This window comes from Paenibacillus radicis (ex Xue et al. 2023) (assembly GCF_024722015.1).
In the GTDB taxonomy this organism is placed as follows: domain Bacteria; phylum Bacillota; class Bacilli; order Paenibacillales; family NBRC-103111; genus Paenibacillus_S.
In genome coordinates, this window is the sequence record NZ_JANQBD010000001.1 from 496,259 (window position 1) to 509,302 (window position 13,044).

The 13,044-nt window shown below is 43.5% G+C and carries 11 protein-coding genes and 1 pseudogene; 5 read left to right on the forward strand and 7 right to left on the reverse strand.

From position 1 onward, the window contains the following. Nucleotides 1-325: 325 nt before the first annotated feature. The 7 genes and pseudogenes from NV381_RS02100 to NV381_RS02130 form a co-directional block, all read right to left on the reverse strand. Nucleotides 326-804, reverse strand: a pseudogene (locus NV381_RS02100) (transposase); the annotation flags it as partial. 16 nt (nucleotides 805-820) lie between these two features. After that, nucleotides 821-1,609, reverse strand: a complete 789-nt coding sequence (locus tag NV381_RS02105) for an RnfABCDGE type electron transport complex subunit D (protein WP_258211592.1) — start codon at nucleotides 1,607-1,609, stop codon at nucleotides 821-823. A 2-nt stretch (nucleotides 1,610-1,611) separates the two neighbouring features. Then, the gene (locus NV381_RS02110; protein WP_258211593.1) at nucleotides 1,612-2,493 is read right to left on the reverse strand and encodes an FAD:protein FMN transferase; all 882 of its coding nucleotides are present in this window, start codon (nucleotides 2,491-2,493) and stop codon (nucleotides 1,612-1,614) included. An 11-nt stretch (nucleotides 2,494-2,504) separates the two neighbouring features. Continuing rightward, nucleotides 2,505-2,930 carry an FMN-binding protein gene (locus NV381_RS02115; protein WP_258211594.1) on the reverse strand — a complete coding sequence of 142 codons (426 nt, stop codon included), beginning with the start codon at nucleotides 2,928-2,930 and terminating at the stop codon, nucleotides 2,505-2,507. A 98-nt stretch (nucleotides 2,931-3,028) separates the two neighbouring features. Continuing rightward, on the reverse strand, nucleotides 3,029-4,324 hold the full coding sequence (locus NV381_RS02120) for a sensor histidine kinase (RefSeq protein WP_258211595.1): 1,296 nt from the start codon (nucleotides 4,322-4,324) through the stop codon (nucleotides 3,029-3,031). Continuing rightward, complete coding sequence (locus NV381_RS02125; RefSeq protein ID WP_258211596.1) at nucleotides 4,297-5,010, reverse strand: response regulator transcription factor; 714 nt, start codon at nucleotides 5,008-5,010, stop codon at nucleotides 4,297-4,299. The genes NV381_RS02120 and NV381_RS02125 overlap by 28 nt, the downstream gene beginning before the upstream one ends. A gap of 94 nt (nucleotides 5,011-5,104) precedes the next feature. Continuing rightward, nucleotides 5,105-5,653, reverse strand: coding sequence for a hypothetical protein (locus NV381_RS02130; RefSeq protein ID WP_258211597.1), 549 nt, complete (start codon nucleotides 5,651-5,653; stop codon nucleotides 5,105-5,107). Between the two features lie 165 nt (nucleotides 5,654-5,818). On the opposite strand from NV381_RS02130, the gene NV381_RS02135 reads away from it, so the two are divergent. From NV381_RS02135 to NV381_RS02155, 5 genes are all read left to right on the forward strand, one after another. Then, on the forward strand, nucleotides 5,819-8,080 hold the full coding sequence (locus NV381_RS02135) for a helix-turn-helix domain-containing protein (protein ID WP_258211598.1): 2,262 nt from the start codon (nucleotides 5,819-5,821) through the stop codon (nucleotides 8,078-8,080). Nucleotides 8,081-8,256: 176 nt separating this feature from the next. After that, nucleotides 8,257-9,216, forward strand: coding sequence for an ABC transporter permease (locus NV381_RS02140; protein ID WP_258211599.1), 960 nt, complete (start codon nucleotides 8,257-8,259; stop codon nucleotides 9,214-9,216). 24 nt (nucleotides 9,217-9,240) lie between these two features. Continuing rightward, nucleotides 9,241-10,116: a carbohydrate ABC transporter permease gene (locus tag NV381_RS02145; RefSeq protein ID WP_258211600.1), complete on the forward strand. Its 876-nt coding sequence runs from the start codon at nucleotides 9,241-9,243 to the stop codon at nucleotides 10,114-10,116. 24 nt (nucleotides 10,117-10,140) lie between these two features. Continuing rightward, complete coding sequence (locus NV381_RS02150; protein ID WP_258211601.1) at nucleotides 10,141-11,775, forward strand: extracellular solute-binding protein; 1,635 nt, start codon at nucleotides 10,141-10,143, stop codon at nucleotides 11,773-11,775. 62 nt (nucleotides 11,776-11,837) lie between these two features. Then, the gene (locus tag NV381_RS02155; RefSeq protein WP_258211602.1) at nucleotides 11,838-12,929 is read left to right on the forward strand and encodes a CapA family protein; all 1,092 of its coding nucleotides are present in this window, start codon (nucleotides 11,838-11,840) and stop codon (nucleotides 12,927-12,929) included. Nucleotides 12,930-13,044: the final 115 nt, after the last annotated feature.

Genomic DNA, 13,044 nt, shown 5'->3' on the forward strand with positions numbered 1-13,044 from the left:
AATAACGATACCATTGTAACAAACTTAGTCCGTTCATGGATATACAGGGCGAACGTAAGATAAACCTGGCCGATGGCCAGGTCCTTGGTGTACAATCTACGTTTGTGCGTTGGAAGGGAATCGGGTATGGGATTCCGGCCGCTGTTGAAGTCGTGTTCCATTTGAATTTATGACTTGCAACGGTTGGAACACGAGCTTCAAAGGCGGACGCTATCGCTCCTCCATCCCACACCCGTTCCCTCTTACGGTTCTACTTTACTGCCTTCTGCTACCTCTTTCTTGACTGCTCCTAGCCTGTCGGTCAGGCGATATTCATACCCATTGCCTTTACGATCCATTTCCTCGCTTCTTTTTGCCATGCCGTAACAAGCTTTTTACACAAGCTTTTCGTCCTACATGAATAGATGCCGTAATGCCGGATCGACTTAAATTGTTCGTCTGGAATAGGTCGAATCACCCTCGATATAACTCTTCTACCATAACGGTTTCTCGCTTTTCTTCTCCATCTGTTTTATCTGTATATCGAAACGTCACCGTTTGCCTATCAAAGGCCTCCATCCGACTTGTCGCGATCGCAGGTCGACGCCTAAAACGGCCCATATACCCCAGCTGCATCTTCACATCCCCCTTTTGCTTCCGGGAATGGATATAGAAGCCCTTTACATTTTCTGAATAGGCCTTCTGTAACAGCGGCTGTATTTTTTTCTTTTCTTCGGCACTCACATGCTTTCTTATCAGCTTTAATACGACCGTTTGCCACTGCTTTCGCAACATTTCAAATTAAATGAAGTCATACTTTTTCCATAACAGGATGTGGATCTTAATTGAGTACGCGCGAAGGCACTCTTGTTTTTAATAGGTGGTATAGGTTCCCTGCAAGTAATCCTATAAATAAATACATCAACCCTCCATAGAAACCATAAATGACCACTCCCACTACCGCGCTAAGAATGCCAAAAATAACTTGATCCTTATATTTGGCTGGGGAAGTAGGCGGGTCTGTAAGCATAAAAAGTGCAAAGAAAAGAGAGGCATTAATAAAAGGGGGCCGAAGTGCGTCAGTTGCATCCCCGATATTGATCAATCCCATGAACAATAATAAGATGAAATATATTCCTAGAAATGAAAAAACCTGAGGAAATTTGTTCACACGGTTCGTTACCATGTATCCCCCGATTAAAAGAAACACAAGGGTCCATACAGGGATATCCCCGAATGCGCCCCACCAGCTTTGTCCCGTTCGAAAAAAAAGAATGGATAGAAGCAGTCCGAAAGCTGCTGGATTGAAGATTGGTTTTTTCTTATAGACAAGTAAATGTTTGGACAAAATAGCCATAATGGAAGCAGCCGCAACCATATACCATGAGGTCGTTGTGCTTAAAATCAAAGCGATGATTAACCCTGTTATAACCGCACTATCCGGCAAAACTCGCTTCCTTTTGGCAATGCGGGAACAAAGGTAATCGACCGCTGAAGAAACTCCGACGGCAATGATAGCATTATAAATACCACCGATATCCAGTGACCAGATCGTTGCTATTAGTAGAAAGGCAACCATGGAAATTATGACATATCCCTTTGGTGTATGTTTCCATTGATTAACTCTCAATTTTATATTCCTCCTACTCTATATATTTGCAAATCGGATGTAATTAGAATACCCCTGAGATCAAGCTGTTCTATTAGAGTTCTCCCGCGATCTAACCCCAGTAGGAAAGAGGCCGTCGAGAAGGCGTCCGCCATCATGGCATAAGGGGCAATAACGCTGCAGCTGATCCATTCGTTAGGCGATTGCTTGCTTCTCGGGTCGATGATGTGATGCACACCATTTTTTAATGTGCTCTTGCGCTCATAGCTGCCCGAGGTACATACGGCCTCATTCGAAATTTCAACCGTTTGTATCATTTGTTCTTTGTGTTCTGGATGCTGAATGTCAATTTTCCACTTTCTTCCTTTTTCATCCACACCTCCAGCATAGAGGTCCCCGCCGGCATTGACGACAAATCCTTCAAATTGTTTCAGCTCGTGTGCGGCCAAATCGATGGCAAATCCCTTAGCCACACCTCCTAAATCAATCACCAGAGGCTTTTGTAAATACAACGTACGATCCTGTTCATTTAAGACGACATCCCGATAGGTAGCAGAAACAGACGAGGAGCTTTGGATAGTTTCCCCGGTTAAATAATGCTGGTTGAATCCGTGATCTTCCATCGTTTTTCCCACGGCAGGATCAAATATGCCTTTCGTCCATTTGGCCACCTCCAAAGCAAACTTCAAAGGCTCAAATAAAAACGGACTAATAGGTACTGGAATCTTTATTTGCCGGCTGGCTTCCATCAGCTCACTGTCCAGACTGAAACGGCTGCAGGCATGTTCGACTTTTCGAAATGCCTCAAAAGCACGCTCGATAGCCGCTTCCGACTCATTCTTTGATTTCCGAGTGACAACCTGTATAGTTACAACGGTATCCATAAATAATTTGGTTTTTTCCATGATTGCCGCCATTATGTGTTTTGTGCCTGGGATAGCGCATCTTGTATGGCATCTTTAAAAGCTTGTGTACTATACGTTGCACCTGATACATTCTGAACTTGCGCACTTTGTTTTTGTATTACTGCTTGCGGCAATCCGACTACATCATTTTTGGAATAGTGCATGGCAAAATTACTAATTTCAACATCCGTTATTTTATCGTTCTTAATGCTAACGGCTACCTGAATGGAGCCGCGCCGATTTTTTCCTGTTCCATAGAAAGTCCCACTTTTATATTGAGCTTTGGGTTGAATGCTGCCTGTCTGAATATTAGCTTGGTTATATTGCTGAGGTTGCTGATAGGATGCCTGAGTTTCAGTTGAGAATAATCCGGCCGCGTATATCGCTCCAATGGCTGTTGAACAAAGGACGACCCACTTTTTGTTCATCTTTGCCATATACATCCCTCCAATGTGCGATAAATTTGTTCCCTGTAGGATATATTAGATTGCAATACCTACTTTACAACATGTAAGTGAAAACAAAATGAAATAGGCTATGATTCAAAAACAATTTCAAATACGCTACCTTTACCTTCTTCACTTGTTACATGAATAAATGCTTGATGACTGCGTAATATGTCTGCCGCGATCGATAGCCCCAACCCGGCTCCGCCAAATTCACGGGACCGCGCTTTATCCACTCTATAAAACCTTTCGAAGATACGCGAAAGCTCATCCTTAGGTATTCCTATCCCGGTATCGGTAATCTGCAGGGTCGTTCTCGAATGAGTATCACATAGATATTTAATAGTCACTTTCCCCCCGGATGGCGTGTATTTGATCGCATTATCTAGCAATATATAAATCAATTGCCGCAATTGATCTATATTTCCTTGAATTACTGATGAATGGACATCGATGGTCGGCGGGTCTATCTGTATATCAACTCCTTTTTTTAGAGCCAGCGGCAGCATGGCCTGATAGGTTTCATGCGAAATTTGACCTAAATCCACAGCTTCCAGCTGGAATGCCCATTGTTTCGAGTCGCTTCGAGCCAAAGTTAATAACGACTCAACTAGACGAATCATACGTTCCACTTCATCCTTTAAACCGTCCAGCACATGCTGTTCAAACTCGGGCAGCGCTTCTTTGCAATCCTCCAGCAGCTCTACCGATGAATGAATAACACTAAGCGGCGTCCTTAGCTCGTGGGAAGCATTGGTTGTGAACTCCACTTGTCGATGATACGATTTTTTTAGGGGAACCATAACTTTCCCTGCAAATAGATAAGCTAAGCCAATAGCAATGGATAACAATATAAGCGTGAAGAAGAACAGCAGCAGCTTAATACTCCGCAACAATTCGATATCCCTTGTTATGTCGATTGCCATCCAATAAGCTCCACCAGAGTTATTTAATTGGTTTGAGCTCACCAGAAATACCTCCGTTTTTACTCCGTCCGTGATTTCGAATCGTTCTCCTTGCTCTTTCTTTACTTCTTTGTTTTGTGCCCATTTCAGAAGTTGATTGGACATTGCTGTATAAGCAGTTGGAGATGTATATGTCTTCCCTTCCGGGTTAACTAATGCAATCAATTCATCCGATAGCAAAAAGACCCATTCCATCGTCTTCATTTCACGATCCGGTGCTCGTCGCTCTCTCTTCATCTCCTCTACCCGATGCTCCCATTGGTGATTCATTTTATCCTTGACATTCACCAATCTCTCGATTTCATTTTTTTGCAACGTTTGCTGAAGAATAAGATAATAAGTTACTGTAATTAGAATTATAATGACAGCAAGGATGCTTCCGAAAAATATCGTCAGCTGTTTTCTTGTTCGCTCGAACATACTTCTCCCCCTTTTACATCCAAACGGTAGCCAAGCCCGCGTACATTTTGAATGATTTTCTCGGGGAAAGGATCGTCCAATTTCTTGCGAAGCAATTTGATCGTGGCATCTACGGCATTTAATGTAATCTCAGCATCCAATCCCCATACCCTATCCATAAGCTGTTCCCTGCTCAATATTTGTCTAGGATGATTCGACATTAATGCCAGTAATTGAAATTCGCGTCGGGAAAGTGCAACAGGAACCCCGTTTCTTATAACCTCGTATGTGCTATGGTCAATGACAAGCGTATCGCCGAATGATTTGGTATCCGCCTCCCAGTTAGTCTCTTTCCTGCGATACAAGGCATTCAGACGCGCGATCAGCTCTTCGAAAGCAAAGGGTTTGACCAGATAATCATCTGCACCTGCATTTAAGCCCTGTACTCTGTCGGTTATTGAATCACGTGCAGTCAGCATTAGAATGGGCGTCCGATTTTTCTTCATTCGAATCTCTTTGCACAGTTCAATTCCCGTTTTTTGAGGAATCATCCAATCCAAAATATAAATGTCAAAGGAAAATCTTTCGATGAAATCCAGTGCAGCATCCGCCTCTTGTGCCCATTCCACCTGGTACAACTGTTTTTTTAATTTATATTGGATTAATTCCCCAAGCTTTTTGTCATCTTCAACCAGCAAAATATTCATGCTACACCCGCTCCTTTCATATCGACTATGATTTTTTAGTTCCGCCTAAAAAAAAGCAAGCTCGCTGGACAAGATCAGCTAGCCTGCATCCATACTAAAAAAAAGAGTGAATCAAAAATAGAACGGCAAATGCCAGTCCAAAACGCAAATGCCACTTTCGGTCCAGCCTCCTATATCTAAGCAAGCCTGAAACCGGTACCGGCAGCAAGACTAAGAGCGCAAGTATCCCGCTTATATTATTGAAATCAAATTTAAAACCATACATAAAAACGGCAACCACATGAAGCAAAATAAGCGCAATAGCGAGAATAGCAATTGGCGTATGCCAGCTTCTGGCGAATCGAAGTAAGGTAACCATCCACTTTTTCAGATCATCCAGCCGTTCCCATATACGCTGTTTGATTATGAAGGCAAGCACATAATTAGCTAATACAAAAAACAAGGCTATTCGTGCGTTCGATCCATAATTTTTAAACGTATGCTCGAAACTGCGGCTGTGCAGGGTCGCTGATGGAAGCTGTAATAGGCTCCAAAGTTGCCATACCACGATTAATGTAGTAACTGTAATCGCGCCAGCCACCCAAATTCGTTCTTTTTGAGGGATCCATGTTTGTTTTGTTAGATTATCTTTCTGAATACGCATGGTTAATCCCCCTCCTTCGTGATAGCTATAATATACTCTATTATTCTGAAAACTAAATGAAAATAAACAGTTTGCAGGAATAGACAAATAACTACCGAAAGTTACATTAAAGTAAACAAGCTCTTAAAAGAAATCTAACCCGAGGAAAAAGGATTGTAGGTGACTATGTTTAAAAATCGCTGGTTTAACCGAATGCTGCTCTCTTACCTTCCCGTATTCTTAATTATGACCGTCTTATTAATGACGCTATCTTTCTTATCCTTGAGTATGGTTTCCAAAAGAATGACTTTAACCATCAATGAGGCGTATACCAACTACGCCATGGATGTGGTTGATCAATCACTTCGTTCCATCGACCAGTTGTTGTATAAAGAAATTGAAACCAACTCCAAGCTCAAGCAATTTTTCTTCAATTCATTATGGGACAATACGTATTATACGATTCGCGAGCCGTCACAAAAAATGGTTGAAATTATTACAACCGTACCTATGATTGACTCGATGTATTTATTTCGCATCCATGATCGTAGAATTTTGAGCCAGAACATGGAATCTCCCTTGGAGCAATTCGGGGACAAGGAATTTATTCAAAGCATGATAAGTGAGAACTTCCCTGAGCATTGGACGTCAATAAGAACCTTCCGAGAGTTTGAAGGGGAGCAGAAAAGTAAATCCGTCGTTTCGCTCGTCAAACGGGTTCCGCAAATCTCAGGCGGACAAGGAATGATCGTCGTTAACATAAACACGGATGAGATTGAAAAGCTTATTAGCGGTATATCCAACTCGGAAACGGTCTATTTCCAGCTGTTCGATCAATTAGGGAAACCGCTGACCGGCGGCAGTGCAGATCAAGCGCTTATGACCGAGCTTAGCGAAGGAAAAGAATTAGCAAGAGTAAGGTCGGCTTACACGGGCTGGGAAGTTGGCAGCGGTGTGAGGAACAGAGGACAGCTCGATTTCGTTAACAGTTTGACTTACGTAGCGATCTTCGCAGGCATTGGCGTGCTTCTTGCAGGAATCGGATGGATTATTATAGTGACGAGAAGGAACTATAGGCCGATTGAATCTATTATGAGCCGGGTTCAAGTATATTCCAACCAAAAGCAGAACAATGGCGGGACCGTTCAAAAGAAAGCTAATGACGAATTTAAAATGATTGAATCGGCCATGGATCAGATGATTGAGCAGTTTAACGAATATACTCTGCAGCAAGAGAAGTATTTAACGGTCAAACGGCAGGAAGATTTCCGTTATTTACTTGAACAATCACAAGCTTCGGAAGCCGAAGACGGACGTTTTGCGCTAGCCATCGAGCCTTATCGAGCTTGGAGAGGTGCTGCAGCTGTCATTATTGAGATGGATAAAGAATTCTCCTTTAACCAAGCTTATTCCACTCAAGACAAATCACTCTTGAAGTTTTCTTTATTGAAAGCGACCAAGGAGATCGCTGAAGACCGCTCGTGGACTTTATGGGCGGAGTGGCTGTCTGAAAGCAGGTTGGGCTGTATTTATTTCAGTAATGAAGAAGCACATGAGTGCCTTGATCAATGTGAGCAATTGCAGGAGATACTGCGGTGCTGGGTATCGGAGAACTTGAGCTTCACCGTAACCATAGCCATTGGGCCCTACGCCGCGAATCTTTCCAACATCCAAGGCTCTTACGCTGCTGCACGAGAGGCACTAAGCTATAAAGCAACCCTTGGCTCTAACCGTTTGATCAGACAAAATGAGATTAATGAAGGTGAAGGACATCAAGAAGAAGTTTATGATCATTTGCAAATGATCCGTTCCATCGTTCAGCTATTTCAGGTCGGAGAAGAATGGACGGAGAGATTTCTAGCCCTGTTCAATAAACTGCGTGCGGGTATGTTTTCAAATGATGAATTCAGAAGCTTGGCCGATTATGTGCACTATCATTTACACAAAGAAATGTTAAAGCTGCCCGATGAATTCCGAGCTGCCTGGGAATCTATTCATTTACCTGAATTAAAAGATCTGTTAGAACGATGTGAAACATTCGATGAGCTTCAGACGGAGCTGTACCGATTTTTGCAGCAGGTTCAGACGGAGCTCAACAGTTTCCGGGAAAGTGGCAGCAAGTATGCATTAATTCCGAAAATTCGAGCTTATATTGATGAGCATTATGATGATCCGAATTTATCGCTGGAGCAGCTGGGAGGGACGTTCGGGGTAACGGCCAAGTACATAAGTCAAATTTTCAAAGAAGGCTACGGTCAAAAGTTTGTCGATTATTTAGCTAACGTTCGGATAGAAAAGGCCAAGCAGCTATTGGAGCAAACGGATAAGACTTTACAGGAAATCGGAATTGAAGTCAGCTATATCCACTTGTATTCATTCACCCGCGTATTTAAAAAGGTTGTAGGCATGACCCCGGGAGAATACAGGAAAAACGTTAGCAGGAAATAAGTGAGTACGGAAAAAGGTGCGGTTAAGGGGGCTCATGCCTCCTTTTTTGTATTTCATGCTACATGCGGAAAAAGGTGCGGTCAGGAAATCATGTGGATTGACCCTGCAAATCGGACTGGTGTACATTGATTAGCAAGCAGGCACAATATTACAGGATGGGAGGTGACGATTAAACAATGGAAAGAGCCGATCAGCTTCAAACCGCCCCGCCTATATATAAACCTCTCAGTCCGGAAAAGGCAAGGGGAAGAAGGCTCCGTCAAAACATGCCGCTGCTGTTAATGTTTATACCGGTAGCCGTTTACTTTCTCATCTTTAAGTATTTTCCTATGGCAGGTCTGGTTATCGCTTTTAAAAATTATAATTTTGCCGACGGTATATGGGGAAGCCCTTGGGTAGGGCTGTATCATTTCGACATGATGCTCAGCAGTCCCAAGACAGTGAATGTTATTAAAAATACATTGCTGCTTAGTTTATTAAACATTTTCGTCGGTTTCCCATTCCCGATTATTTTGGCTATTATGCTCAATGAAGTTCGAAAAATGTGGTTTAAAAAAACGGTGCAAACGCTCGTGTACCTTCCCCATTTCTTGTCATGGGTTATTCTTGGAGGAATGGTCGTGACGATCTTTTCCCAACAGTCCGGCTTTTTAAACCATTGGATTGAGCTATGGACAGGAAGTCCCTATCCTTTCTTGTACAAAGAATTTTCTTGGCTTTCCATTTTCTTAGGATCGGGAGTTTGGAAAGAAGCCGGTTGGAGCGCTATCATTTATTTAGCAGCTTTAACTTCCATCGATCCGGCTCTTTATGAGTCAGCCAGCCTGGACGGTGCCGGTAAGTTTCGTAAAATATGGCATATAACTCTCCCTGGCATTAGTGGCATTATTGTTCTTATGTTTATTCTATCGATAGGCAAGGTTATGGAGGTAGGCTTCGATCATGTTTTTGTACTGCAGAATAAAGGCGTAATGAATATCTCGGATGTAATCAGCACTTATATATACCGCAACGGTTTATTAGGAGCGAAGTTCAGTGAAACGACAGCACTGGGATTGTTTGAATCTGTAGTTGGTCTGATTTTGGTGCTCGCCGCCAATCGAATTGCCAGAATATTCGGCCGTGGACTTTGGTAGCACAGGATGTGGGAGGACAGGAAGATGAAAGCTTCTGCAGGAGAAAAGCTGTTTTACATGTTCAACTACTGCGTATTATTTGTTGTAGGAATAAGCTGTTTAATTCCCATCGTGTATACGTTATCGGTTTCCTTTAGCAATGCTGACGCCATTAGATCCGGCTTGGTTTCACTATGGCCGATAGGATTTTCCTTGGAGTCTTACAAGTCGCTCATCAGCGGGACCCCGGTTATTAGAGCTTTTGGAAACAGTATGATTATAACGGTTGTTGGAGTCATTTTGAGTATGATGTTTACAATTATGGCCGCCTATCCGTTATCCAAAAAATATTTTTACTATACCCGTTTTTTTACGCTTGCGATTGTTTTTACGATGCTTTTTTCAGGAGGCATTATCCCCACCTTTCTTCTGATGAAGGGCTTGGGGCTTGTTAATTCGTACGGGTCCGTCTGGTTGGTCGGTTTAGTAAGTGCTTACAATATGCTAGTGCTGAAAAGCTTTCTGGAGAACATCCCCGCAGAGATTGAAGAAGCGGCCAAAATGGACGGTTGTGGAGAATTTGGGCTGCTGATAAGGATTATTTTCCCCCTCTCGCTTCCTGTTATTGCCGCTCTAACGTTGTTTTATGGGGTCCATTACTGGAATCTGTTTATGACGGTATTAATTTATATTCAAAATGTGGAAATGCATAATTTAACCGTTATGGTGCAGCAGATGGTTAACAGCCAGTCGTTATTAATTGAAATGAATAAGCTGGATTCCAACGAAATGACGGATGTAACTCCCGAAGGAATTAAGTCGGCGGGTATTATAGTGATGATTTTACCGATGGTTTTGATTTATCCCCTGCTGCAAAAATATTTTGTTAAAGGGGTTATGATAGGAGCAATAAAAGGCTAGTCCCAACATTGAGGAGGTCGTTTTATGAGTAAACGCACTGTATGTAATTGGCCGGTATTGCTGACCTGTGGGCTTGCTCTCAGCGTTATTGCAGCCGGATGCTCCCAGAGCAGTCCCGGTAATCAGAAGCAGGCTGAAGCACCAGGAGCTAAAACAGAGAAGAAACGCGGCAAAATTACAGTATCGATCTACGACCAAGGTCAAATACCGGCTGAAGCAGGAAACTCGCAAAAAAATAGCTGGGCAACGTGGGTGAATGAAAAAGGACCTGTGGATGTTCAATACGTACCTATTACACGCCGAGAATCTACCCAAATTTACAATACCTTGTTTGCTTCCGGAGGCGCACCGGACTTAATTACGGAATATGACGATGCCTACCGCAACAGCTTGTATACACAAAAGCAGCTGATGCCGCTGGATGATATGATTGACAAGTACAGCACGGAATATAAAAAGCTGATGCAGCAGTACCCCATGTTAAAGAAGCTTGGAACGAAGCCGGACGGTAAAATATATGAGATCGGCCGTGTGCAGAAAATGGTCACGAACCATGTTATGTTCATACGTACGGATTGGTTGAAAAAGCTGAATCTTGAAGTGCCTAAGACGACGGAAGATTTATATAAGGTGGCTAAAGCTTTTGCAGAGCAGGACCCGGATGGTAATGGAAAAAAAGATACTTTCGGAACCAGCCTGAGCTTCATGAGCGGTGATAATATTAGAGAAATGTTTGGCGATGTAGGCTGGGTAGTCAGCAATGACCAAATTGTTCGTGACTGGGATCGTATTAAGGAGCATACCGTATTCCGTAAAAAGTTATATGACGAAGGTATAGTGGATAAAGATTTCCTGGCCGATAAGAACGGGGCTAAAGCGGAAAAAGATTGGGTGAATGGCAAGCTGGGCATTTTCGGTATTCAAAACGGCGTCAAAAGCACAGGGTACAAGGTGTTCACTACGTTCAAAAAGAACAACCCGGATGCAACCATTCTGCCGATAGAGCTGCCTAAAAGTCCTTTCGGCCAATTCAGCCCTTATCTTGAGCCTCCTGTCCGCATGGTTTCAGTAGTCAATGCCAAAGCAAAGGACCCTGAAGCTGTCATGAAATATATTGATTTTATGATTACTCCTTCAACGATGAATACGATTAAGTATGGTATAGAGGGCGTTCATTCGAAGAAAGACAGCAGCGGCTGCTATCAGGCTATTGATGAAGAAAAAAGCAAGAAGGAAGTTACGTGGAACCAATATTTCCAAGGGTTCTTTTCTACAATCATGGAAGGCGATTGTGCATCCTTCGAGAAAAGCCTCGACATGAGCAAGCCGGTGAATAAAGAATTTGCGAGCTTTGTTCCCATTGCAGATAAAGCTTATTTATCCAAGGAACGTCCGATTCCCGATGTTACCTCCAAGTTTTATTGGCCATCCCTTCCCCAAGAGGTCAGTTCCGTTGAAACGAACTTAAGCGAAGCCATCAATGAATTGATGATTAAGGCGATTGTAAGCGGCTCCTCCTACACCGTAGATCAAGCTATTCAGGAGGCGAAGTCGACTTGGGATAAAGGCGGCGGCAAGAAGGTCGAGGAATGGTATAAAAAATGGTATGCGGACAATAAAAATTCTGCGCTGCTAACCAAGGATCTGTACGAAAATTAATCGGATTATGGAGAAGGAGACATCAACCGATGTCTCCTTCCTGAACAAGAGGGGATTCATATATGCGCAAATCATTCACATTTGCTGCAACAGGCCAAGCGCTTATCAAACGCGATTTAAGACCGTATATGCACTGCGACAGGCTTGCAAAAGTCATTCAAACCATCAAACAGGCAGATTTCTCCTTTACCAATTTTGAAGGAACGATTAAAGGCAGCTTTGGAGGCTGGCCGACCAAGAATAAAGCGGTTGCCGCATCCCCGCCCCATGTTCTTGATTCATTAGCAGAAATGGGCTTCAACATGCTGTCTCTGTGTAATAATCATGCCTTTGACTTGGGACCCGGCGGTATATTATCGACATTGGAGCAGTCAACAGGCAAAGCGTTTCTGCATGCAGGTATAGGAACAGACCGCAATGATGCGGCGAAGCCAAGATACAAGGAAACGAGCCTCGGCCGTGTCGCCCTTATTGCCGCTGATTGCGGACCTCAGCCCGAATATGCGTATGCTTTTGATGGAAATGACCTGATTTCTTCACGGCCAGGAAATAATCGATTGCTGGTACAGCGTAATGAGGCAGGCCAGCTTGAACCTAATCCAGAAGATGCCGCTTGGCATCTCTCTATGATTACTGAAGCGGCAGTCGAAGCGGAATTCGTTGTCGCCTACCTGCATAGCCATCACTGGGAGCCGGTTATGGAGATAACGCCGGACTGGATACAACAATACGCCAAAGCCTGCATCGATGCGGGTGCGAATGCGATCGTTTGTCACGGGACACCTTTGCTGCAAGGAGTAGAGATATACAAGCAGCGCCCGATTTTTTACGGCCTTGGCAATTTTATCTTTCACACATATCAACCCGCCCGCTGGATGGGGCAGATCGGTATGAAAGCTTGGCAAAGCGTTATTGCGACGTGCAGCTTCGGTGTTGATGGGAATTTAACCGAATTGCAATTCGAATCGATCCTGGTCGGAGGCAATCCCGAAGAACTGGCGTATGGACGATATACCTGTTTGGACGCCCCCAGCCTGGCTGACGCGAAGCAGGGCGAGGAAATCCTTGGTCATTTGGCCCGGCTGTCCCGGCCATTCCAAACATCCATTTATATGGAGCAAGGTGTAGGTAAAGCGATAGTTCGTAATGGTTAAATGTATTCAAAAATCCTCCATGCTTCAGCATCGGAGGATTTTTGGCTTGCAATAACTGGCGGTTTTGATAGAATCGAAGAAAACGCATGCACTACAGCACTTGCCTATGAAGCAA

What these genes read in the sequence shown, in the direction of transcription:
- NV381_RS02150 (WP_258211601.1), top strand. Translation starts at nt 10,141, where the DNA reads ATGAGTAAACGCACTGTATGTAATTGGCCGGTATTGCTGACCTGTGGG.
- NV381_RS02155 (WP_258211602.1), top strand. Translation starts at nt 11,838, where the DNA reads ATGCGCAAATCATTCACATTTGCTGCAACAGGCCAAGCGCTTATCAAA.
- NV381_RS02115 (WP_258211594.1), bottom strand. Translation starts at nt 2,930, where the DNA reads ATGGCAAAGATGAACAAAAAGTGGGTCGTCCTTTGTTCAACAGCCATT.
- NV381_RS02130 (WP_258211597.1), bottom strand. Translation starts at nt 5,653, where the DNA reads ATGCGTATTCAGAAAGATAATCTAACAAAACAAACATGGATCCCTCAA.
- NV381_RS02140 (WP_258211599.1), top strand. Translation starts at nt 8,257, where the DNA reads ATGGAAAGAGCCGATCAGCTTCAAACCGCCCCGCCTATATATAAACCT.
- NV381_RS02125 (WP_258211596.1), bottom strand. Translation starts at nt 5,010, where the DNA reads ATGAATATTTTGCTGGTTGAAGATGACAAAAAGCTTGGGGAATTAATC.
- NV381_RS02135 (WP_258211598.1), top strand. Translation starts at nt 5,819, where the DNA reads ATGTTTAAAAATCGCTGGTTTAACCGAATGCTGCTCTCTTACCTTCCC.
- NV381_RS02120 (WP_258211595.1), bottom strand. Translation starts at nt 4,324, where the DNA reads ATGTTCGAGCGAACAAGAAAACAGCTGACGATATTTTTCGGAAGCATC.
- NV381_RS02145 (WP_258211600.1), top strand. Translation starts at nt 9,241, where the DNA reads ATGAAAGCTTCTGCAGGAGAAAAGCTGTTTTACATGTTCAACTACTGC.
- NV381_RS02110 (WP_258211593.1), bottom strand. Translation starts at nt 2,493, where the DNA reads ATGGAAAAAACCAAATTATTTATGGATACCGTTGTAACTATACAGGTT.